Source organism: Halobacillus ihumii (assembly GCF_902726645.1).
GTDB classification, from domain to species: Bacteria; Bacillota; Bacilli; order Bacillales; family Halobacillaceae; genus Halobacillus_A; species Halobacillus_A ihumii.
On sequence record NZ_CACVAO010000001.1, the window covers coordinates 929324 to 952362 of the forward strand.

At 40.3% G+C, this 23039-nt stretch carries 18 protein-coding genes and 1 riboswitch; of the genes, 8 read left to right on the top strand and 10 right to left on the bottom strand.

The features are described from left to right. Positions 1 to 183: 183 nt before the first annotated feature. Positions 184 to 912, top strand: a complete 729-nt coding sequence (locus G6R08_RS04865; RefSeq protein WP_163526940.1) for a DsbA family oxidoreductase — start codon at positions 184 to 186, stop codon at positions 910 to 912. A 63-nt stretch (positions 913 to 975) separates the two neighbouring features. Here the strand turns inward: G6R08_RS04865 and G6R08_RS04870 are convergent, their stop codons facing one another. Then, complete coding sequence (locus G6R08_RS04870) at positions 976 to 1449, bottom strand: acyl-CoA thioesterase (RefSeq protein ID WP_163526941.1); 474 nt, start codon at positions 1447 to 1449, stop codon at positions 976 to 978. 187 nt (positions 1450 to 1636) lie between these two features. Further along, positions 1637 to 1823, bottom strand: a riboswitch (cobalamin riboswitch). A 205-nt stretch (positions 1824 to 2028) separates the two neighbouring features. Between G6R08_RS04870 and G6R08_RS04875 the strand changes: the two genes are divergently transcribed. After that, positions 2029 to 3546, top strand: a complete 1518-nt coding sequence (locus G6R08_RS04875; protein ID WP_163526942.1) for an esterase/lipase family protein — start codon at positions 2029 to 2031, stop codon at positions 3544 to 3546. Between the two features lie 41 nt (positions 3547 to 3587). Here the strand turns inward: G6R08_RS04875 and G6R08_RS04880 are convergent, their stop codons facing one another. Next, positions 3588 to 3968: a hypothetical protein gene (locus G6R08_RS04880; RefSeq protein WP_163526943.1), complete on the bottom strand. Its 381-nt coding sequence runs from the start codon at positions 3966 to 3968 to the stop codon at positions 3588 to 3590. Between the two features lie 198 nt (positions 3969 to 4166). On the opposite strand from G6R08_RS04880, the gene G6R08_RS04885 reads away from it, so the two are divergent. After that, positions 4167 to 5099, top strand: a complete 933-nt coding sequence (locus G6R08_RS04885) for an LCP family glycopolymer transferase (RefSeq protein WP_163526944.1) — start codon at positions 4167 to 4169, stop codon at positions 5097 to 5099. 135 nt (positions 5100 to 5234) lie between these two features. On the opposite strand, the gene G6R08_RS04890 is transcribed toward G6R08_RS04885, so the two are convergent. Both G6R08_RS04890 and G6R08_RS04895 read right to left on the bottom strand, forming a co-directional pair. Further along, positions 5235 to 6143, bottom strand: coding sequence for an acetamidase/formamidase family protein (locus tag G6R08_RS04890; protein ID WP_163526945.1), 909 nt, complete (start codon positions 6141 to 6143; stop codon positions 5235 to 5237). Between the two features lie 99 nt (positions 6144 to 6242). Next, positions 6243 to 7145, bottom strand: coding sequence for an EamA family transporter (locus G6R08_RS04895; RefSeq protein WP_163526946.1), 903 nt, complete (start codon positions 7143 to 7145; stop codon positions 6243 to 6245). Positions 7146 to 7458: 313 nt separating this feature from the next. On the opposite strand from G6R08_RS04895, the gene fdhA reads away from it, so the two are divergent. After that, the gene (gene fdhA, locus G6R08_RS04900; protein ID WP_163526947.1) at positions 7459 to 8673 is read left to right on the top strand and encodes a formaldehyde dehydrogenase, glutathione-independent; all 1215 of its coding nucleotides are present in this window, start codon (positions 7459 to 7461) and stop codon (positions 8671 to 8673) included. A gap of 66 nt (positions 8674 to 8739) precedes the next feature. Here the strand turns inward: fdhA and G6R08_RS04905 are convergent, their stop codons facing one another. The 5 genes from G6R08_RS04905 to G6R08_RS04925 all read right to left on the bottom strand — a co-directional run bounded on the left by G6R08_RS04905 (position 8740) and on the right by G6R08_RS04925 (position 15054). After that, positions 8740 to 10659 (bottom strand): SEC-C metal-binding domain-containing protein, encoded by a 1920-nt coding sequence (locus G6R08_RS04905; RefSeq protein WP_163526948.1) that lies wholly within the window; start codon positions 10657 to 10659, stop codon positions 8740 to 8742. Between the two features lie 153 nt (positions 10660 to 10812). Further along, a complete protein-coding gene (locus G6R08_RS04910) occupies positions 10813 to 11691 on the bottom strand; it encodes an NAD(P)-binding domain-containing protein (RefSeq protein ID WP_163526949.1) in 879 nt (292 codons plus the stop codon). A 95-nt stretch (positions 11692 to 11786) separates the two neighbouring features. After that, positions 11787 to 12713, bottom strand: coding sequence for an LCP family glycopolymer transferase (locus G6R08_RS04915; protein WP_163526950.1), 927 nt, complete (start codon positions 12711 to 12713; stop codon positions 11787 to 11789). A 212-nt stretch (positions 12714 to 12925) separates the two neighbouring features. Beyond that, entirely contained in the window at positions 12926 to 14416 is a 1491-nt protein-coding gene (locus G6R08_RS04920) for a peptide MFS transporter (protein ID WP_163526951.1), read from the bottom strand. 365 nt (positions 14417 to 14781) lie between these two features. Continuing rightward, on the bottom strand, positions 14782 to 15054 hold the full coding sequence (locus G6R08_RS04925; protein ID WP_163526952.1) for an AbrB/MazE/SpoVT family DNA-binding domain-containing protein: 273 nt from the start codon (positions 15052 to 15054) through the stop codon (positions 14782 to 14784). 233 nt (positions 15055 to 15287) lie between these two features. Between G6R08_RS04925 and G6R08_RS04930 the strand changes: the two genes are divergently transcribed. The 4 genes from G6R08_RS04930 to G6R08_RS22255 all read left to right on the top strand — a co-directional run bounded on the left by G6R08_RS04930 (position 15288) and on the right by G6R08_RS22255 (position 20136). Then, entirely contained in the window at positions 15288 to 15734 is a 447-nt protein-coding gene (locus G6R08_RS04930; RefSeq protein WP_163526953.1) for a MarR family winged helix-turn-helix transcriptional regulator, read from the top strand. Positions 15735 to 15736: 2 nt separating this feature from the next. Continuing rightward, entirely contained in the window at positions 15737 to 18394 is a 2658-nt protein-coding gene (locus G6R08_RS04935; protein ID WP_163526954.1) for an MMPL family transporter, read from the top strand. 532 nt (positions 18395 to 18926) lie between these two features. Further along, on the top strand, positions 18927 to 20000 hold the full coding sequence (locus tag G6R08_RS04940) for a tetratricopeptide repeat protein (protein ID WP_163526955.1): 1074 nt from the start codon (positions 18927 to 18929) through the stop codon (positions 19998 to 20000). Between the two features lies 1 nt (position 20001). Further along, complete coding sequence (locus G6R08_RS22255; protein WP_275897926.1) at positions 20002 to 20136, top strand: hypothetical protein; 135 nt, start codon at positions 20002 to 20004, stop codon at positions 20134 to 20136. A 290-nt stretch (positions 20137 to 20426) separates the two neighbouring features. Here the strand turns inward: G6R08_RS22255 and G6R08_RS04945 are convergent, their stop codons facing one another. Continuing rightward, positions 20427 to 22808 carry an immune inhibitor A domain-containing protein gene (locus G6R08_RS04945; RefSeq protein WP_163526956.1) on the bottom strand — a complete coding sequence of 794 codons (2382 nt, stop codon included), beginning with the start codon at positions 22806 to 22808 and terminating at the stop codon, positions 20427 to 20429. Positions 22809 to 23039: the final 231 nt, after the last annotated feature.

Here is a 23039-nt window from a genome sequence, read left to right on the forward strand (position 1 = left end):
ACGTCTGACCACTAGAACCATCCAGCCTATTTATATCCATTATCTGGATGACCTGAGGTGGAACTATATTCCAGCCAAAAATATTATCTGTTCTTTCTAGTGGCTTATCAATCAGATTAATGGCATTTCACTTAATTGCCCCGTAAAATAAATGTGTGAAAAATTAACTATGAGGTGATAAACATGAAAATAGAAATTTGGTCGGACTTTGTTTGTCCGTTTTGTTATATTGGAAAGCGTCGACTTGAAGAGGCTCTTTCACAAATAGCTGAAGGTGAACAGACAGAGATCGTCTATAAGAGCTTTGAACTTGACCCGCAAGCGGAGAAAAACACAGGAATGTCTAATGCCGAGAAATTAGCTGCCAAGTATGGGAAGAGCGTGGAAGAAGCCAAGCAGATGAATAAAAACATGGAACAGCAAGCGACCAGCGTAGGGTTGAAATACAATCTGGACACAACAGTTCCTACTAATACATTCGACGCCCACCGTGTAGCTAAATTTGCAGAGAGCAAGGGACTTGGTAAGGAAGCGACAGAACGGTTCTTCCAAGCTGTTCTCACCGATTCAGAAGATGTTGGTGATCACGATACACTAATCAAACTTGCACAAGACATAGGACTTGACCAGACTGATGTCAGTGATGTACTTTCAAGTGAACAATTTGGTGAGGTGGTTCGTGCGGAGGAAGCAGAAGCAAGGGAAATCGGCGTTCAAGGCGTACCTTTTTTCGTCGTTAACAGAAAGTATGCTATTTCTGGAGCTCAGCCTACCGAAGTTTTTGTACAAAGCTTACAGAAAGTAATGGAGGAAGAAAAGCAATCGCCTGCTTTTCAAAGCTTAACTGATGACAAACAGGGAGAAGCCTGCACAGATGAAAGCTGCGACGTCCCGCCGAAAAACGACAACTAATCCCAATTAATTCCACCTCAGGTCATCCAGATTCTGGATGACCTGAGGTGGAATTAATTGGGATTATCGTAAGCTGGCGCGGTTGCGGCGATACTCTTTTCTCGAGGGTGCTGTTTGATGTAACCTTATTTCTTCTTTTGTTTCAGGGATTACTTGTGGAACCGGTGTTGGTTTTCCTTCTGAATCTACAGCAACCATCGTTAAGAATGATTCAGTTGTCACCATCTTCTCCCCCTTTAATAAGTCATCAGCAAACACCTTTACATAAACTTCCATTGATGACCTTCCCGCTGACGTAACAAACGCTTCCAAGGTCAGCGCATCGCCTACCTTAGCCGAAGATAGGAAATCCACTGAGTCAATCGATGCCGTAACAACCACACAATTAGAGTGTTTCATAGCGGTTAAGGCTGCAATTTCATCGATATATGCAAGTACTTTCCCTCCAAAAATCGTATCCAGATGGTTGGTATCTGGAGGCAGAACCAAACGTGTTTGTGTCATTTTCGAAGCATTTACCGGTAAAGCATTTTCCATTTCCTTTCCTCCTTGCAGGTCTCTTACATAGCTGTTAAGCGTTTTTGCAAAAAAGCCAACTCACAAAAAACGCAATAAAAAAACACCTTCCTAAAGAAGATGTGACTTGATTATGAGCAGTTATAAGGGATCAGCAAGAAAAAATAGATACCTCATCACGTAACACCCTCCTATCTCCCGTAGGATTAACATGTTCTTCTTTATGGCAGGTCTCCTGGCTCAGAATCAACAGCCTTTTCTCCTTCCCATTTCGAGTCAGAAACAGTGAAATTCGCAAAATGCCTCCTCTATACAGTGGCGGGACCGCGTTGGAATTGCACCAATCTTCCCTTTTCAGCTTCAATCATGAAGCCACCATAAAGCCTATTAAATTTTGTTTGAGGATACTTGTCCTCCTCTTCACTATCGGCGAGAGCCAGCCAGTTGTCAATAAGAATGGATCAACCTTAAAATATTCACACTAAAACACCTGAGTTCACTGAACTATTTATTTTAACTTTTTGTTCTACAAAAAATTCAGACGTATATAATAAATTGCTGACTGTGACTTCATCGATTTTGTCAGAAAGGAGTGTACAAATGCTAAAAAAAGCAGGAATCTTTCTGCTAGTAGTTATTCTCCTATCACCATTACAAGTTTATGCAGGTTCATTTGGAAAAGGAGACCCCTCCGGAACGCCTGGGCAGTGGTACGTCGGTCTCACTCCCACTGATGTTGATTCTTCCAAGTCGCCTGTTGTGTTTGTTCATGGCTTAAATAGTTCCTCTCACACCTGGTGGAAAGAAAATGATATGTATCAAACGGCTTATAATCATGGCTTTGAAACGGCATTTGTAGATTTGTATCCTACTAAAAATATGTGGGACAACGGAAAGTTATTAGCTGAAAAACTAAAACAAATTTACGAGTACTTTGGCGAAGAATTGGTACTCGTAGCACATAGTAAAGGTGGCATCGATACACAGTCCGCCCTTGTACATTACCAGGCCTCCCCTTACGTTGACCGTTTGATTACCCTCTCTACCCCTCATCATGGTTCACAGCTTGCCGATCTTGCCTATAGCAGTTGGGCCGGGTGGTTGGCTGACATAATTGGAAGTAAAAATCCAGCCGTCTATTCGCTCCAAACCGGCTACATGAACAATTTCCGCAGCCAAACCGACAGTCATGCTAATGTTGATAAAGATCCCATTTTTACATTCGGCGGTACAGGATGGGGAACCTTTGGAACTTCGCTTTACTGGGGCGGGTTATACCTGAGCAGCTATGGAGCGAATGATGGTGCAGTTACTGTGGCTAGCTCACGCCTTCCTTATGCCCAGGAAGTTAAAGTAGCTGACTGGAATCACTCAGAAATCCGCTTAGGCAGTTCCACATTCCGGTTATTTGATCAATACCTTTATGAAAACCAATCCGTAACGGCTTATAAAACGTTAACAGAACCAATGGATCGGAAAAAACATCAGCCTTCCCCTCTTGCAAACTACTACTATCGCGGGGGAACCTATAAAGGATCAACTTATGAAAAATTCATAGTAGAAGATCACGTAACTGAAGCTACCGTGAACTGGATCAGCGAAAGGGAAAATACTGCATTAACTCTCATTGGACCAGACGGTAAAAACCATTCATCCTTTGAAGTCACACCAGCTTCGTCAAATATTTTCCAGGGTGCTTATTATCATTCTATTCAACTAAACCAACCTGCTAAAGGAGAATGGACACTTCAAGCAGCTTCACCTGAGGAGCACTACCTTCTATCCGTCCATTATCAAAGCCCCGTTAATCAGGACTTAGACTTTACAGTAAATAAAAACATGGAAGTATCTTTACTCGCACAGCATCAACAAGCGATCGATCATAACAAAGTAAAAGCAGATATTCGCCTAGACTACTATAAGAAAGGTAAAAAGAAGACGAAAAGCCTAAAGTGGAATGATCTGAACGGCTCCTCTTCTAAAAAGTTAGAAAAACTCGGAGAAGGCACTTACAATCTTACTATTGACCTTAAAGGAAAGACGAAAGCAAACGTTCCATTTAATCGTACCATTGTGACCTCTGTCTACGTAGATAGTGATGGAAAAGTTATAAAATAAGAAGAAACAGCCCCCTTACTTTACAAAGAAAGAAGGGGGTTTCACCTTGTTCGAATCCATTTTGCTATCATTTTCATGAAAAAATAAACAACACAAAAGGCTAAAAATCCGAGTACACTTATGGCGGCATCATTAAACTCCATAGCCCCCCTGCCTGTAATCTTCTGCTGAATTTCTACAGCCAGCACAAAAACAAGAACCATAGAGAGTGTAAACAAAAATGAAATAACCGTAATACTCCATCTAGCAATCATATGAAATAGTACATCTACAAAAATCAATCCTATGATTCCCAGTATTCCGATAATCCAGAAGTGAAGCTCCTTATCAGTCAGATTCCATCCAGACGACTGAGATACTTCTAACAATAGATCATGAAATACATTAACAATTTCAGCTAAAAACACAATCACTTCTTTCATTTTCTTCTTCCCCCCTGCTGCCTGTCCAATTCATAGTAGCACATCAAATCGCCCCACCCCACCTCAGGTCATCCAGATATTGGATGACCTGAGGTGGGGCTTTTTTCCAGATTATTCATCATTACTTTTACAAGATTCACCATTACAAGTATAATAGATAATTAGTTCGATGCTATTCTACATAATTGAGGTGGAGTTATGGGACGAAAAGAAATGAAGAAAAGGAAGAGGAAAAAGGGACGCTGGTGGAAAATCGTCCTGCTCATTGTCGTGCTCCTGCTCATTGGAGGAGGCGTTTATGCATTTACGATTTTTAATAACGTCAAACAAACAGTTAATAGCAAACTTCACGAAAATGTACCTTCCATAGATACAGAGATAACAGATAAGAAAGTTGATAATAAAGAGCCTATCAATATCCTTTTGCTAGGTGTAGATGAACGCGAGAATGATCAAGGACGTTCAGATACAATGATTGTAATGACCCTTGATCCAGCTAATAATCAAATGCAACTGGTCAGTATTCCCCGCGATACTAAAGTGAAAATTGCAGGTGATGGGCGTGTGACCCGGATCAATCATGCTTATGCTTATGGTGGAAGTGATATGTCTGTTAAGACCGTTGAAAACTTCCTTGATATTCATATTGATTATTATGTAACGATGAATATGGAAGGGCTGGCACAGTTGGTCAATGCTGTGGATGGAATCACTGTTAATAATGATATGGCCTTTACCCAAGATGGCTTCCAATTTCCAAAAGGTCAATTGCATTTATCGGGCGAAGAAGCCCTCGCCTATGTGCGTATGCGTAAAGAAGATCCGAAAGGGGACCTTGGACGTAATCACCGTCAGCGTCAAGTGATTCAAGGAGTCATTGATAAAGCTGCCGGATTAAATATGATCAATCAGATTGATGAAGTGATGAATGTATTAGGGAATAATATGAAAACAAATATGGAATTTGGGGATATGCGCCGGCTCGCCATGAATTATAGCAGTGCGCGCAAAAACATCTCTACTTACCAAATGTCCGGGAATCCTATAACTAGTTCTGGGATGTATTTAATAGAGATGCCGCAATCAGAAATTCAAAAAACGCATGACTTAATTGTTAATTTTGGTTCTTAGAATAAACCGTCTCCTCTCTTGCAGGAAGACGGTTTATTTTTTTGCCTAAATATGTTAATTTCACCCACCTCAGGTCATCCAGAATCTGGATGACCTGAGGTGGGTGAAATTGGTTAAAATCCTCTGAAGGCTTTTTTATTTCCTAAATAACTTCAGTCCATATCCATCCAATATCTTTCTTGGCACAAAAAAACGTGCGGTCTTTAATGGATCAACGATTTGGCTTATTTGAACTTCTCCAGCTGCACTCATGAGCATCGTAAACTCAGCAAGGGTTAGATCGGTTTGTGGCTGCAGTAGATCAATCATTTTTTCCACCGCAAGATCAGCAGCCTCATCTAAAGATTCTCTAGAAACAAGTGATGCTGCCCCCGCTGTATTCTCAATATAAGGATAATCAATTGAGTATCCCTTAATCACATCTAATGTCACCATCACTTTCGCTGGAATCTCAACTCCTGACACACATACCTCGCCATCGCCCATGGCCGCATGTACATCTCCTAATGAAAAAAGTCCACCTTCCTGAAAAATTGGGAAATACAATGTTGCACCGGTTGTTATAAGCTTAGTATCCATATTTCCCCCATGAGCTCCCGGCGTCCCACATGAAACAGCTTCGTTCTCTGGAGCAACTCCAATCACGCCAATCATCGGTTGTAAAGGCAGTTTGATTCTGTCATCAAACACTAATTCGTTTTCTTTTATTTCAATCATTTTTATTTTAAATTCATCTATTCGATGCCCCATGACACCAAGTTTCGGACCTGTTGCCATTACACCTCGTTCACCAAGCTCAATCCCATCTATTCTTACTTGCAAAATATCACCTGCCTGGGCGCCTTCTACGTATACTGGTCCCGTAGCCGGGTTAATGCGCTCCCAGTCAATACTCGAAAATGTTTCTTCCTCCGACTGAATTTGATTTTCAAAGCAATCATACGTATCCATAACTACTTGCTCACCGGCACGAACCTTCAAAGCTGGTTTGTTCTCCTTACTCATCGCGTACACAAAAGAATCTTTCTCTAACTTCTGAACCATATCCTTCATCCTCTCCATGTTATTACCATCCATTTTAACAGAATAATCAGACAGTCCGTCATGGAACAGCCCCAACACCAATCGATCCAAGGAGCTGTTTTATGTTGACCTCTTCAAATTGAGTCTTTTATTCAATCCCCTGCTGTTATTTAGGAAAATTGCAGCAATGATTAGGACTACACCGCCCCATTGTAAGGCAGTGATCGATTCAGCGAGTATGAGATTTGCTGAAATGAGTGCTACAGGAAGTTCAATCGCACTTAGTACATTAGCCAATCCATCTGACAGTGTCGGAGCTCCAATTGCAAAGAACAAAGGTGGGATAACAGCACCAAACAAAGCTACTCCTCCCCCTACAATCCACAATTTCACATCTCCAGCCGGTAAGGTAGGGATATCTTTTACAAAGGTAAGGGTAACTAAGATCAGCGAACCAGTCACCATAATCGGACTCCGAGCCCAGGGATCAACATCCACAGCGATTTGCCCGCTAAAAAATATGAATCCTGCATAAGTAAATGCTGATAACATACCAAATATTAGGCCTATGGCAGGCAGTTCTACTATACCCGTGATTAGAATATTAGAAGCGAAAAACACACCAATCAAAGTGATCGCCATCGAACAAATGGCCAGCACAGTCGGTTTCCTTCGATTAAACACCCACTCAAAAAAGAACCCCATCCATACAAACTGAAATAACAAAATAATAGCTAAGGATGCAGACAGATAATGGATAGCTCCATAATAAAAAATACTCGTTAACCCTACGAAACTGCCCATTGCCATAATTTTAAGGATTGTTTTTCTAGTTAAACCGGTCATCTTAGCACGCAGAAGAAAAGCGATTCCCCAAAGAATTATGAAAGCAATAATCATTTGAATAATATTTATTTCTCCAAGTGTATATCCATTACCGAAACCCAACTTCACAAAAACAGGGGTGAATCCGAAACTTCCCGCCCCCGCCAACACAAATAACATCCCTTTATTCCTAGACATCACTAATCACACCCTCTCCATTACGTCCCCATTCTATCATAAAGCACCTGATTCTATGTAAAAATAATCCACCTCAGGTCATCCAGATTATGGATGACCTGAGGTGGATATTTTTCTCAGTTATGTTTAAGGTACTCCTTTTATAGGGTATGAAAAAGTTAAATCTAACTAAGCGTTCTTATCATACATACAGTTCCGGATCCACTAGGAAACCACGCTGCAATAAGACTAAGGAATGAAGTTGTCTCATAAAGAGTTAATAGAATGTCGTTCTGTCCATCAGTCATACATTTTACAGGAGGAGGCATATATAATGGCAACGAATAATCGCGCAGTAGCCTATAACGGTGAAGGGAGCGTAGTCGTAAAGGATATTGATTTTCCAGAATTAGTGTTAAGAGATGGTCCCGGGGTCAACCCAGCTAATGTTGGACGCAAATGTGAGCATGGTGTGATTTTGAAAGTAGTATCTACAAACATTTGCGGGAGCGACCAGCACATGGTTCGTGGACGCACTACAGCCCCAGAAGGATTAGTTCTTGGTCATGAAATTACCGGCGAAGTCATTGAAACGGGAAGAGACGTTGAATTTGTACACAAAGGTGATCTTGTTTCCGTCCCCTTTAATATTGCCTGCGGACGCTGTGTTAACTGTATTGAAGGAAAAACACACATTTGTCTTAATGTAAATCCGGATCGCCCCGGTTCCGCTTACGGCTATGTCGACATGGGAGGCTGGGTCGGCGGGCAAGCCGAATACGTTATGGTTCCCTATGCAGATTTCCAAGTGTTAAAATTTCCTGACAAAGACCAGGCGATGGAAAAAATGCTTGACTTGACCATGCTCTCTGATATTTTTCCAACTGGATTTCATGGGGTATATTCAGCTGGTGTTCAAATAGGCTCAACGGTTTATATTGCGGGGGCCGGACCCGTAGGACTAGCTGCCGCTCACTCTGCCCAGCTGCTTGGCGCATCAGTCGTTATTGTTGGCGATTTAATTGAAGAGCGCCTTGAGCAGGCACGCAGTTTCGGATGTGAAACGATCAATATTAGTAAGCATGATAATATTTCTGAACAGATCGAACAAATCTTAGGCGTGCCTGAAGTCGACGCCGCAGTGGATTGTGTTGGATTTGAAGCACACGGCCATAGTCATGAGGAAGCTCCTGCCGTGGTCTTGAATTCCATTATGGAAGCGACAAAAGCAGGCGGCGGCCTTGGGATCCCTGGTCTTTATGTTACAGAAGATCCGGGAGCCTCAGATGAGGACGCACGCGAAGGTGCCTTAAAACTCAACTTTGGTTTAGGATGGGCAAAAGCTCAATCCTTTGTAACCGGACAAACTCCTGTCATGCGCTATCATCGAGGACTAATGCAAGCTATCTTAAACGATAAAGCTGACATTGCAAAAGCTGTTAACGCAACGATTATAGGATTGGAAGACGCTCCGAAAGGATACAGTGAATTCGACAGCGGTGTCCCTAGAAAATTTGTCCTCGACCCGCACGGATCACTTAAGAATTAACAAAAAACCCCTCGCCAGATTTAGGCGAGGGATTTTTCCATATTTATTCCACCTCAGGTCTTACATTCATTTCCATTTCAAAATCGGGTTAAGTTGTTCGAGGTGCGGCTCCCAAAAGTGTCCATTGCGATGTACATAAATGACCGCTTCCTCAAATGAACCGCGACTAAATAGTTCGGGAAGTTCTTCAGGCATCGATTCCTTACCAGTAAGCAACCCACCTACAAACTCATTGTTAGCATGAGCTAGTTGGAGTTGAGCCCTTATATCCTTCCTGTCCATTTTTAACAAAATCATAAGCAGGGCAATGGTCATCGTCTGCTCTAATGAATCCTCCTCAGGGTACGAGTCTAACAATTTTTGTACATCGAGATATCTTTCCGTTCCTACATAAAGAGGTATTAATCGCGAACGAATTCCTTGATTGTCCTGTGGATTCAACTCAAGAAGTTCCTCATACCACTCAATTGCGTTACCGATTTCTTCTCTTTCCTCGTACATTTCTGCTAAAAACTCAATAGCCCTTAATAGAGGACGGGCCTCGATAACTTGCCATAGACTAACATCCTCATCTGATTTAAGGCGATCATAACCGGAATGAACAGCCTTTATCACTGATGTGAGTTTTTCTGTCTCATTATTTGTAAATTGCGATCTGAGTACAAGTCCATCTACGCTGTTTTTATCAAGTGACAACACTTCATCTACTAATCTTCTTTTCTCTTCATCATTCTTAGTTTCATAGGCTTCGTACGCCTTTACCTGGGCAAGTTCTCTGTCATTTTCTGGAACAAACGGATCATTTCTATGTTGGTTCATATATTCATTAATCTCATCAATTGAATGGAAGCCCATTTGTTCTATCTTTTTATTCAGTTCATACGTATGTCTTTCAACACTTATTTGAGCACTTGGCTTTACATAGAAAATCATTTCCGGATCCTCGCTATGCTCCTCATAATTCTGGATCAGTTCATAAAAAATTTCTATTAACTCCTGATACCGTCTAGACAGACTGTTTGAGCTGATTCTATATTTTTCGGCTACTTCTTTCTGAGTAACTATTCGATCTCCACCAAAATAAGGGACCTCATAGAAGAAATATTCAAGTGCTGCAGCAAATACAGCAGGCTTCCTGATTATCGGATCTTGTTCCTCACAATACCTCAGCCACAACCCTTTTAATGTGACATATGCTTCAAGCTGTTGATCCGAGTAGTCTACATGTTCGTCTAGAACTTCAAATACTTCAAGCTGCTTCTCGGTTAATTCCCCGTTTTCATCAAACGAATCTACCGGTTCCATATAAAGCCACTTAGGGAATGCACTAAGAAAATTGTGATGCAAGTAATCACTGAGCTCAACAGCCCTTGATTGACCATTGAATTCCGCTTCTAAATCAGATATGAAATATTCATAGCCTGCCTTAGTATTTGGCAGTGCCAGAGGAATAAAATTATAAAAGTTCCCCCAATTCATTAAAATGCCCATGTAATAAGGGAAATGTAGCAGGTCTTCATTATCTAATGGAATTCGATCTCTCCCTACTTTAAATTGACCGTCTTTTAGTACATCTTCAACATATACAAACCCATCGGGACCTTCCTCTAAAAGACGAAAGATACTCGCATGTGAAGAGCCCCAAATCTGTAGAGCCTTTATTGTGGCAGGCCGGATCATTGATTTCTGCTTTTGCTTAAAAAAGTGTTGAAAGACAGTTTCTCCATCAGTTTGTGGTACAAATAGACCTTTATAAAGAAGACGAACAAAATGCTCTATCTCTTCTTCTTGAGATGAAGCCTTTGTGGAGGGGAATAAATGAGGGTAATGGTCGTACATGTAATCCTGAAATTGAAGCAAATAACGGTCCAATTCCTCTTCAACTTTTTTCGAAGGGAATTCGATTACATTCGTCTTACCGTGGCATTTTTTATATTTCTTTCCACTTCCGCAAGGACATGGATCATTTCTACCAACCTTCTCCATATCAACTCTCCTCTCCTATCATACTCTCCCATCTATTATAAAGGTTTTTAACAACTAAAGAAAAACAATAAAATCCATACATTTACAAATAATCCCACCTCAGGTCATCCAAATATTGGATGACCTGAGGTGGAAGTTTAATCCATACCTACACTATCCTTTGTAATATTGATAAAGGGCCTGGGTGCCGCTGTTAGCATAGCCGTCCGCTGAGATTTGATCGTACAATTGTTTAGCAAGTTTTAGTCCTGGCAGGTCGAGTTCCATTTTTTCTGCGGATTCGATTGCGATTTTCATATCTTTAATAAAATGTTTCACATAAAATCCGGGTTCTAAATCTCCTTTGATGACGCGAGGAGTAAGGTTACTTAGTGACCAGCTTCCTGCAGCACCGCCGCTTATACTTTCAAGAACGGTGGAGGGGTCAAGACCCGCAGCCTCCGCATAGATTAATGCTTCGGAAACTCCCATCATATTGGAGGCAATAGCAATCTGGTTACTCATTTTTGTAAATTGTCCAGCGCCGGCTGGCCCCTGCCATACAATCTGACTCCCTAATACGTCCAGTATTGGCCAGATATACTCCACCGGCTTTTCTTCACCACCGACCATAATCGAAAGTGTCCCCTGTTTCGCTCCGACGTCACCACCAGATACCGGAGCATCCAATGCATACGAACGGCGTTCTTCAGCCTTTTTAGTAATTTTCTTCGAAAGGTCTGGGGAAGATGTCGTCAAATCAATCATATAGGTACCCTCAGCCGCATGTTCCAGAATACCGTTCTCTCCAAAATAAACCTCTTCCACGTCCGACGGATAGCCGACCATTGTAAAAATAATGTCAGATTCCTTCGTTAGATTCCTCACATTGTCCTGCCAGCAGGCCCCTTTTTCAATCAATTCATCCGCCTTTGACGGAGTACGAGTAAATACATTTACTTCATAGCCTTCCCTCAGCAAACGTTCCACCATGCTTTTCCCCATTACTCCCGTACCTATCCAGCCAATTCTAGCATTCTTCAATCCAGCCATTTTAAGTCCTCCCTTTTCCTTTATGTAATAAAAAGGCAAGACTCCCTTTCTGAGCCCTGCCTGTCCATTTGTTAGTTAAGACTTCTGATAATCTCCTAAGAACTATACTCTTTAATCATCTCATGCGTTTTCTTCACTTCAGACTGCGGCACCTGCAGATAGTAAATATCATTGATCCTTGTGCCCTGCCCAGTCATCTGGTATGTCGTTAAATTCTCCCTGGCACTCCGATAATTCATAGCCAGATTTCTCATATCTTCGAACTTCATATTGGTTGCCACGTTTTCGCCAAAAACATCCATAATCGAACCGATATTATTCACAACATTAATCGATGAACCTTTATTAATAACACCTTGAATAACCTGGCGCTGACGTTCATTACGTCCGGCATCCCCCTGAGGATCGTCATAACGCATCCGGACCCATGCAAGGGCTTCATTTCCTTCAAGCTCAATTTGCCCCTTAGGGAAATTGTAACCTCCCTGTGTAAAGGCAAAGTCATTTTGCACTGTAATCCCGCCTACTAAATCAACCATCTGAGATAAGCCTTCCATATTCATGCGCACATAATAATCCAAACTTATATCCAGAAAATTTTCTACCGTGTTGACAGACATATCGCTGCCGCCAAAAGCGTAGGCATGATTAATTTTATCCATAATACCTTTTCCGACAATTTTTGTTCTAGTATCCCTCGGAATACTGACCATCTGCATCCTGTCATTTGCTGGATCAAGTGTCATCACAATCATCGTGTCTGAACGTCCGGTATCATGTTCCCGTTCATCTACACCAAGCAGCAAAACATTGATCGGCTCTTCATCTTCTACTTTCTTTTCAGTAACCTGATGATCAATGCCCGAAACTTTTTTGTGAATTTCACTGTCAACTGTTGTTTTTACATTACGGTAAATGGAATATAAGTAAGCTGCACTGCCACCGGCTACCAGCAGGACTACAGCCAGCGAAACCCATAGCCACTTTCTTTTCTTTTTTCGTCGATCTTTTCTCGTTGCCATTTCTACACCCTTTCATACCTATTCCCTGCACCATTTATTAACCTCTTTATACTACCTATTATCTCATAATCTGACTTTATATTTTACATGTTTCCTTCCATTTTGCAAAATTTTGATAAAATATTTTTCTGGCTCGAAAAACAATGGTAAATAAAAAAAGCTGCACTTTGTGATCTAACCTCACAAAGTGCAGCTTTTTAGTAAAATGGGGATTAGAAAACACCCTTCATTAGTTTAGAAATCTTAGGTGAGAACAAAAATAGGATGACTCCTAATAAGATAGAAGTTCCTCCAAGAATACCAAAATAAGCAATTTCAGTATTGATATTGTAAAGTTTCACAAGCTGAGCGTTCATCGCTTGTCCTGCAGCATTAGAAAGAAACCATAAGCTCATCGTTTGTGAAGCAAAAGCTGCAGGCGCCAGTTTCGTTGTGGCTGACAAGCCGACAGGGGATAATAGCAGTTCCCCAATGACAACGATAAAGAAGCTGACCACAAGCCATAATGGATTAACTAAATTATCCCCATTGGTTAATGCAGGAATAACCAGTATCAGAAAGGATACTCCAGCAAACATTAAACCGAATGCAAACTTCTGTGGTGTGCTAGGCTGCTTTCCTTTTAATCGAATCCATAACCAGGCAAATACAGGTGCCAGGAAGATAATAAATAATGGATTCAAGGACTGGAACCATGAAGATTGTATAGCGAATCCGCTAAGACTTAAGTCTACACGCTGGTCAGCATACTGAGCTAGAATAATGGATCCTTGCTCCTGGATGGACCAGAACATCATTGACGCAACAAACAACGGAATATAGGCAAGCAGTCTTGACTTTTCGTCTTTCGTTGTCTTTTTATTTCGATACATAACAATAAAATATGCCGTTGGAATGGAGAGACCTAGAAAGCTAACAAGATAGGTTAAGCGATTGATCGTCATGATCCCGGTCGGAATAGTTATAGCAAAAAAGGCAATGACAATGACTGCACCGATACCTGCACGCTTGTAAGTTTTGCTCCGTTCTACTTTCGTTAATGGATTCGGAACATTCTTACCTGCTAAACCTAAGTACTTTTTCTTTGTCACCATAAAAGTAATCAATCCGAAGAACATACCAACAGCAGCGATGGCAAATCCGGCATGGAAGTTAAACTCCTGTCCAACTGTTCCTACGATTAAAGGAGATAAGAAGGCACCAAGGTTAATTCCCATATAAAAAATACTAAAGCCTGAATCTCTGCGATAATCCTCTGAAGCGTAAAGATCTCCTACCACATTTGAGACGTTTGGTTTTAATAAACCGGTACCGATAATAATCAGAGCCATTGAAATGAAAAAGGCTGTTAAACTTCCTGGTAAGGATAAAGCAATGTGTCCAAACATAATGAGGACACCACCATAAAACACAGTAGATGTACCACCTAGCAATCTATCTGCAATCCAACCTCCGATTATTCCAGACATATATACGAGTGCCCCATAAATGGCCATAATAGAAGCTGCAGTTCCCTCGTCTAAGCCAAGGCCGCCCTTCGACACCTCATAATACATATAAAATAATAGAATTGCTCGCATTCCGTAATAGGAAAAACGTTCCCAGAATTCGGTGAAGAATAGTGTAAACAATCCCTTTGGATGTCCAAAGAACCCTCTTTGAGGAACACTGTTTACAATATCCTCCTTACTGTATTGAGCCACGATTTTTAACCTCCTTGATGATTAAGTAGATAATGAATCTGAATAAAACATTACCACTTAAAGGAATTTTCAGAAAAATAATTTGTCGAAATCCCTCTAACAATGTCAAATTATAGTCCTATTCACTAGTAAAAATCAATCGATTGTAATAAATTCCAAATAGGTATTATATTCAAATAAAAGAGAATTATTTTTCACTTGAGGTCTATACGACTATATTAAATAGATGGTACTAGTCTTTAAATCACCCTTAATAAGTCGATGGTCTCCGAAAATTGCAGCTTGATGTCATTTGTTTATTGAGCATTTTTCCATTAAAAAACCGTTCCTCTATAAGAAACGGTTTTCCATAGCATTCTACTATATTATTTAGTGACCTTTTCTAACTCTTCTTTTAATAATTCTAAACCTCTCTGGCTCAGAACAAGGCCGTTAAAGAATTCACGGTTATCCTCGCTAACCTCTCCAGTTATCACACACTCTTTATTGGCTTTATATTTCTTCAAAATAATTTTGTCATCTTCAACAAATATTTCTAGCGGAGTTTTCTCCTCTACTTCTAACGTACGACGCAGCTCTTTTGGAATAACAATTCTTCCAAGCTCATCTACTTTTCGAACAACGCCAGTGCTCTTCATTCTATTCAACCCCTAATTACATTATAGTTTTCTTATTCCTAGCAAGACTAGGATACTATTCACTTTCCAACAAGTCTAACACAAAATTAAATCACGATGTACTAGTACAAATTCCTGTTAATCCATCTAACAATTACTGACGTTAGTTACAATATGATTGCATAAATATAGTTTAGGGTGTAAACTATATTTTGTTTAGGGTATAAACTACTTTTTCGCCTGGAGGTTTTTTAGTGAATGATCGTTTAGATAAAGCTGTAGATCTTTTTAAAGAAGTCATGATCTTTGGTACCGAGAGAATAATAAAGTCGATTGACCACGAAATTTATGATCTTTATTCTCCGGAACAAATTCATATGCTTCAAATTCTGTTCAAGTTAGAAAAAGTATCACCAGGGAGACTTGCTGAATTACAAGGGGTCCATAAGAGTGCCGTTTCAAACAGACTGAAAAAATTGAGCCAAAACGGCTTAATAGATATTGTGAGTTCTGAAAAGGACAACCGAGGAAAAACACTCACCTTGACCGACAAAGGAAAATCTATCATCCATCAATCTAACGAGCTTATTTCCAACCATATAGAAGAATTACTCGCTGGAGAACTTAAAGATTCTGAAATCGATGAATTCATTCGGATATTCAATAAAGTAAAAGCAATTCTAAGAGTAGAGGAAGATTAATAATGAGAATGATATTAAAGTATAAATGGATCATTGTGACACTCATGATCTTATTAACGGCGGGCTTATTTATAGTGTCACCTAATTTAACTCAACAAGCTGAAGAAGCTGGAAACTTACAACTTCCCGAAGGTACAGATTCCCAGAAGGCTGCAGCGATCTTAGAAAAGGCCGGGGCGGATGCAGACACCATTTCCCTTGTATTCACACTTGATGAACCAGTTGATCAGGATGTCAAACAATCCATTGCTTCCACTGTCGACCAGTTGAAGAACTTGGAAGGCTCCATTACTAATGTGGTTGCACCTTTTGAAACTAAAGAGGCGACTGACCAGCTTGTTTCACAAGATGAGAAAACGATCCTTATTCCCATCACAGTTGATGGTACAGACAAAGAAATCAATGAGCTTGCAGACCACATTAAATCTAATATACTGTCTGGCGAACACACAGTTTATATTACTGGGGAAGCGATCATTAACCAGGATGTAAATGAAAGCAGTCAAGAGGGGCTGGAGCGGACTGAAATCATAACAGTAGTTCTGATCTTTGTCCTCCTGCTTGCCGTGTTCCGTTCTATTATCACACCCTTTATTCCACTAGTTGCAGTTGGGATTACCTATTTACTTAGCCAGTCACTTGTGTCCTTTTTTATCGAGTGGTTTAGCTTCCCGGTTTCAAACTATACACAAATATTTCTAGTTGCCGTCCTATTTGGAATCGGAACAGATTATTGTATTTTACTGTTGAGCCGCTATAAAGAAGAACTTACGAATGGACACTCTACTGAAACTGCCATAGTAAATACGTATAAAACCGCAGGTCGTACTCTTTTAATTAGTGGCATTGCTGTTTTTATCGGCTTTGTTGCCATCGGTTTTGCCGAATTTACTATTTTCAAATCAGCAGTCGGTGTTGCTGTGGGGATCGCTGTATTAATGATTGTGCTATTCACGATTATTCCTTTTTTCATGGCTGTCTTAAAGGACAAGTTGTTTTGGCCATCTAAAAAATCGGCTTCCCACAAAGATAGTAAATTGTGGATTCTGCTCGGACGCTTCTCAGTCCATAGACCTATTTGGTCCCTAGTGATTGTTGCCATCATTACTGTTCCACTTCTCTTAACATATAATGGACAATTATCGTTTAATACAGTGGATGAAATCGGTGATGATTATGGTTCGGTTAAAGGACTAAAAGCAATTGAGGAGGGCTTTGGCAAGGGTGAATCTCTCCCTCTAAATATCGTCATTAAAGCTGAAGATGATATGGTTACGAGAGAGGTTATCCCTTATGTTGAAGAATTGAGTTCGGAAATAGCTACAAATGAAGAAGTCGACGCCATTAGAACGATCACAAGACCTACGGGAGAAATTCTTGAAGAATTATATATTGACCATCAACTTCGACAGGTGTCCGATGGTCTGAATCAGGCTCGTGAAGGAATTAATAAAACAAAATCCGGGTTAACCGAGATTGAAGCTGGATTGAATAACATAGCAAACCAACTTCCATCAGGGACGGCAACCAACGCAAATGGTCTAGGTGAGGCTGCTAATGCCCTTAAGCAAATAAACCAGCAGCTTACCACCATAAATCAAGATCTTAGTCAGTCAGGAAATGTGGCTCAAGCTTCTAAACAACTAGCCCAAGTTCAACAGCAACTTGGCCAAATTCAGCAGTCACTCGCTGGTGCATCCTCCAGTTTACAAGGAAAAACGAGTCAAGTAAGCAGACTTAAAGACGGACTTGCTGAATTAGCTAGTGGAGTTGGTGCCTCAATCGATGGTCTCGAAGATATCGAGTCTGGTCTAAAAGATGCTGAAGAAATCACAAAAGCGATGGGAGAATCAAATTCGCTTACCGAAACAGGTGTGTTCATTCCAAAAGGCACCCTTGAAAACGAAGAGTTCCAGCCAGCAATTGATCGTTATTCTTTTGCTAATGAAAAAGGAATTAAAATGGAAATCATTCTAAAGAATGACCCTTATTCTAAAGAAGCAATTGATACGACTGAGGCCATTAAACAAACCGTACAAGATCAAGTTAAAGGAACGCCTTTAGAAGATATGACCATTGCATACAGTGGCATTCCAGCTACGAATGATGATCTTTCAGAGATCTCCAAAAATGATTTTACAAGAACAATGATCATTATTTTAAGCGGATTATTTATTGTCCTTACAATCTTATTCCGGTCTATGATCATGCCGCTTTATATGATTGGATCTCTTTTGCTGACTTACTACACATCTGTTTCTATCGCAGAATTGATTTTCGTCAATCTATTAAACTATGATGGGATCAGCTGGGCCGTACCATTTTTCGGTTTTGTTATGCTTATCGCACTTGGGGTGGATTACTCCATCTTCCTGCTTGATCGTTTCAATGAAGAGGCCAAAATGGATGTGAAAGAAGCCATGATGACATCAATGGCCAAAATGGGATCAGTTGTCATTACTGCAGCCATTATCCTGGCGGGTACATTCGGTGCCATGATGCCATCTGGGGTGCTAAGCTTAATTCAAATTGCTACAATCGTCATTACTGGTCTTCTCCTGTATGGCTTAATAATCCTGCCATTACTCATTCCGGCTATTACCGTTTCCTTTGGGAATGGAGTATGGTGGCCATTTACACGAAAAAATAAACAAAACTAATCAGTTTTAAACATGAGGCCATTCTAAATGAGTGGCCTCTTTTTCTACATTACACGTCAAGTTTTGTATAGTCTCTCTTATGTTCCTGATGAAAAGCTAAGCAATCCTGACAATACTCAACCCATGAAGTACGCCCATCGGTTACCGCTACAATATCTTGTTCCTCAACCAACTCTTTACACTTCCAACACATCACCAGATGGGAATCCAAGAGATTCCTGACATTTCGATTCAAACTCTCAAAATGATTCATATTGACAAACTTTCCCTCCCAACTATTTATTGTTGAAAACTATACACTTTTGTCGATTTGGCTGTCGAATAGGGATTTTTGAATATTTCTACTTCCTTTGCAACAACTTTTCAAATATATTCCTGCTTAATTATTACTTTTCACAGCTTCCTAACATCGGGATTCTAGAGTTTACACATTATTACGCCTAATATGAATTTTTAGAAAATAGTAATAATCTCCCATGGAAAATATAAGGTAGTACGTTATACTATAGGAAAATAATAGAAGGAGATTTGCATGGTTGCTCAAGTACATACGGTTGATTTGTTTAGCGAACTTACAAATGCGTTAAGAAACTATAATCAGGAAGAAAGCACTCAATTGTTAGCTGATTTAGAAAGAGAGTTTCCAGATTCATCCGAGACCACAAACAATGAGGAAATCTGTGCAAAATATGTGTTAACCTCACGTTACTACCTTCAATATGGAGATATTCAAGCTGCGTACTCTATGCTATTGAAGGCAAGAAACCATAAATACTATGTCAGTGAAGATATCCTTTATATGTATGCATACGTCTCAGCTATGTATGAAATGAAAAGGAAAAACTATCCTAAATCACTGGAATGGTACACTTATGCTGAACAATACCTTCCCTATAATAAGGATCCGCTTGAAACAGCTGACTTCTACCATAAAAAGGCAGCTTTATATTATTACATGGAAAATGCCATTCAATCTTCAATCTCTTTAGAACAGGCTATTAGAATTTACAAGAGTAACCCTGCTCTATATTCGATCAAAATTGCTGATTGTGAATTGATTCAGGGATTAAATTATATTGACCTAAAACAGTATGACTTGGCTGAAGAATTGTTCCATTCTTCCCTAAGTCACGATAATGAAAGAGAAAAGCCTAAGTTAAGAACTGCTATTTATCATAATCTGGCATTACTTTACTCAAAGAAAAATTTACCTACCACGTCACTTAGGTATATATATAAATCCCTTGAATATAAAGATTTGCACCCTGACCTTGAAAATGCCTACTATCTTTTAACAAAGGAACTGCTAAAAAGCGGAGAAGTTGGTAAAGGTAAGCATTTTTGTCACAAGGGTTTAAAATTAGACAATCAATTACAATCTTCCTTATATACGTTATTAAGAGAACTTTATATAGAAAATACAGCTAATGAAGCATTACTACATAAAGCATTATCATTTCTTCAGAAACGAGAGAAATGGATCACGACCGAAGAGTATGCAGATAATATTGCTTCGTACTACCTGGATAGAAATGATTTCAGATTAGCAAGCAAATATTTCAATATTTCTCTACAAGCAAAAAATATGAGTTATGGGAGGTGTTAAAATGAAGAAAAAGTTGCTAGTCTTAGGATTTGCAGCAGCCCTAGTTGCTAGTGTGCTAGGCGGTGTTGCAAACACACAAACACAAGACTTCGCTGATGACAGAGGGGTTATCCCTGGTTCCATCGAACTCAGCTAATGAAAAAGAGCAGCCATCACTTGGCTGCTCCTTTTTCATTCCCTTTTACAGACTATGAATAAAGTCTTTAAAAGAAGCTTTCCCTTGCTCAGTCCGCTTAAACACTCCTGCATGTTCCAATACCTCAGCAAATCTTAGTCCGATCTCTTGTTTTAGAATCTCTTTTCCACTTTTCCACTCTCTTCTTCGACTAAATTGACGAGTGAAATATAACAAAACCAGGCTGACTACCTATTCATAAATAAGTAGTCAGCCTGATTTTTTAGGAACAATTTAATTTCTTCTTCCGCTTATTTATAAATAAGCACTTTTCCTACAGTACCATCTTTACTTTGACCAGCAACACGGAAGTTCAACCCATACTCAGGAACATTACGTCCCGCATCAACCAACCCTTCATTCAGCCAGTTTTCACTGTCATCAAATAATGGGATGCGCTTCGTATGGTTATCTTTCATAGTTCTTCCGAGAAGATCACTGTAGTCTATGAACATTTTATCCTTCTTGTCTAAGGTGAACGCAGCATCGTGCACCTGGTAGCGAGTAGAAGCAACCGTACCGTCACTCCAGTAAATTGCTTTCTGATCCGCATCGACTACTCCAAGGAAGCCTTCGCCTGGGTGGAAACCTGTCCAGTTTTCCGTGTACTTGTTATCTACATACCATACAACCAAGCCTGGATCATATTCCATTAGACTGTCTCCGCGACGCAGGTTAGCAAGTCCGCGGTCGACACCGTTATGACTGCGCCATTCTAGCAGATAATAATGCTCGGACATCTTGATTCCATCTTCCTTAGTAAATCCGCTTAACTCGAAACTGCTATCACCTTCTGCATCGTCAAAAACAATTTCTTCTCCGTCAGCTTCGATACTAATATCGTCAGCATAGAAACCTGGTAGAATAGCAGCCGCATCGGTTTTATACTTAAATCCGACTTCTACTTTTTCCCCTGCAAATGCAGAAAGATCAAAGGTTACTTCTTTCCAGCCATCTGAACTACCTGTAATCCCATTGCCCAAATTATTTCCGTGCGGATTCTCATCTGTTGTAATCGCACCTTCAATAGGTTCACCATTAACGGTCACATAAGCATAATCCCAATTTGTTTCAATGTCATACCATGCCTGGAAGGTCAACTCGGCACTAGCAGCATTTGATAGGTCAACCGTTTTTGTCATCGTGTTCGTCAGACTGTTGTCGCTGCCGCTGAAGTATTCATATTGACCACTGACAGGTTCATTAATAACTGTCTTCTTATCCGGCAAAGTTACTTTCACAGCGTCATTATTAGTACCTTTTGTTACACCTTCATCCAGAAGCACTTCAAAACCTTGTTCTGTTACTTCACTCATACTGATTTCAGTACCAGTCAGCCAGTTTCCACCAGCAGTTCCTTGCAGCATTTCTTTTGCATATGGACTGAAACCTGTTGGCATCGTACCAGGAATATCTCCTGCCCAGCTTCCACTTGCCATAATTGACCAATAAGCTACTGGTTCACCGGCTCCAGAGTACTGTGTATCATACTCATCCGGCAGACCTAGATCATGTCCGAATTCGTGAGCCATAACACCTACGGCACCATCTTCCGGCTCAATTGTATAATCGTAAGCGGCCATTTGTCCGTTCCAGTAATCAACTGTCGCTTCTGTTCCTTCAATCGCAGTAGGTTGTGCAAGATTCCAACGGTGGGACCAAATTGCATCTGATCCTAATGAACCGCCGCCAGCTTCCTCACCTACACCAGAATGAATTACCATAAGATGGTCAACTAAACCATCCGGCTCTAAAAAGTCTCCATCTCCATCCAGATCATAGCGATCCCATTCGTCAAAATTACTTAAATTTACGTTAGGATCACTTGCAGCAGCATTCAATGCTTCTTTAACTAGACCACGTGCATTGACATCACTGCCATCAGGAGCTGGATCGTTTGCACCGTAATAAGCAGCCGGGTGGTCGGCTGTGTACCATCCTGCCACCGTTCCTTCAACGGAATAACTTCCGCCAGATTGTTTTTCATAGTATTGTTTCATAGATACATAGGTTTTGCCGTCTGGACCGATCCAGCCGCCATCACCAAATAGCATATCTTCATAATGTGCTTTTGAATAGGCATTTTCACCTTCATAATACATATCTGTTTCACTTTCCGACATTGAATTATGTGGCTTGTCCGGGTATTCAATCAACAATACGAGGACATTGTCAGTACGTGTTTCACCATTCCAGGCTTCCTTTTCAACAGACTGTAATTTACTTGCTTGTCCTAATTTGTTTCCTTTACCATTTGTCATGCTGTTGTTTTTAGCATTGTCTGTTAGCTTAGCTTGTTTTTCTGCCTTCTCTTTAGCCATTTTCCCCTTATCTTCTGTTTTGGCTTTATTAGCCGCAGCTTCAGATTTTGCTTCTAAGTATTTATTCAGGACTTGTTTTGCTTCTTCTGGTGTGGCATTTTCCGAGATCTTCCCGCTTTCCTTTAACATCTCAATCAATCGTTCCTCGTTCGCGATCGCTACATCAAAAGGTGCTCCCCCTTTTTCATGAGCGTGTGTCTTATGTACATCGGACTGAACTGTGCCTGAATTAGCTAATACACTAGAACTAAATGGGGCTAATGCTAGAGTAAGAGCCAAGGCTGAGGTAACAATTCTACTATTCTTTTTCAAAATTATTTCTCCTTTCCAGAAATATATGATAATAAATTACTATCTACAAATATAGGCAATTTATTCAGAATAATCAATCGTTTTAGTAGAAATAATTTACAAATAATTAATATTACCCACCTACCTATTTAAAGCTTTAAAGTGATCAACAGGTAAAAACTACCACCTCAGGTCATCCAGAAACTGGATGACCTGAGGTGGTAGTTTTTGGCACAAAAAACCCTGTCAGCT

Excerpts from the sequence above, each read along its gene's own strand:
- G6R08_RS04865 (WP_163526940.1), top strand. The coding sequence starts at position 184 with ATGAAAATAGAAATTTGGTCGGACTTTGTTTGTCCGTTTTGTTATATT.
- G6R08_RS04870 (WP_163526941.1), bottom strand. The coding sequence starts at position 1,449 with ATGGAAAATGCTTTACCGGTAAATGCTTCGAAAATGACACAAACACGT.
- G6R08_RS04875 (WP_163526942.1), top strand. The coding sequence starts at position 2,029 with ATGCTAAAAAAAGCAGGAATCTTTCTGCTAGTAGTTATTCTCCTATCA.
- G6R08_RS04880 (WP_163526943.1), bottom strand. The coding sequence starts at position 3,968 with ATGAAAGAAGTGATTGTGTTTTTAGCTGAAATTGTTAATGTATTTCAT.
- G6R08_RS04885 (WP_163526944.1), top strand. The coding sequence starts at position 4,167 with ATGGGACGAAAAGAAATGAAGAAAAGGAAGAGGAAAAAGGGACGCTGG.
- G6R08_RS04890 (WP_163526945.1), bottom strand. The coding sequence starts at position 6,143 with ATGGTTCAGAAGTTAGAGAAAGATTCTTTTGTGTACGCGATGAGTAAG.
- G6R08_RS04895 (WP_163526946.1), bottom strand. The coding sequence starts at position 7,145 with ATGTCTAGGAATAAAGGGATGTTATTTGTGTTGGCGGGGGCGGGAAGT.
- fdhA (WP_163526947.1), top strand. The coding sequence starts at position 7,459 with ATGGCAACGAATAATCGCGCAGTAGCCTATAACGGTGAAGGGAGCGTA.
- G6R08_RS04905 (WP_163526948.1), bottom strand. The coding sequence starts at position 10,659 with ATGGAGAAGGTTGGTAGAAATGATCCATGTCCTTGCGGAAGTGGAAAG.
- G6R08_RS04910 (WP_163526949.1), bottom strand. The coding sequence starts at position 11,691 with ATGGCTGGATTGAAGAATGCTAGAATTGGCTGGATAGGTACGGGAGTA.
- G6R08_RS04915 (WP_163526950.1), bottom strand. The coding sequence starts at position 12,713 with ATGGCAACGAGAAAAGATCGACGAAAAAAGAAAAGAAAGTGGCTATGG.
- G6R08_RS04925 (WP_163526952.1), bottom strand. The coding sequence starts at position 15,054 with ATGAAGAGCACTGGCGTTGTTCGAAAAGTAGATGAGCTTGGAAGAATT.
- G6R08_RS04935 (WP_163526954.1), top strand. The coding sequence starts at position 15,737 with ATGAGAATGATATTAAAGTATAAATGGATCATTGTGACACTCATGATC.
- G6R08_RS04940 (WP_163526955.1), top strand. The coding sequence starts at position 18,927 with ATGGTTGCTCAAGTACATACGGTTGATTTGTTTAGCGAACTTACAAAT.
- G6R08_RS22255 (WP_275897926.1), top strand. The coding sequence starts at position 20,002 with ATGAAGAAAAAGTTGCTAGTCTTAGGATTTGCAGCAGCCCTAGTTGCT.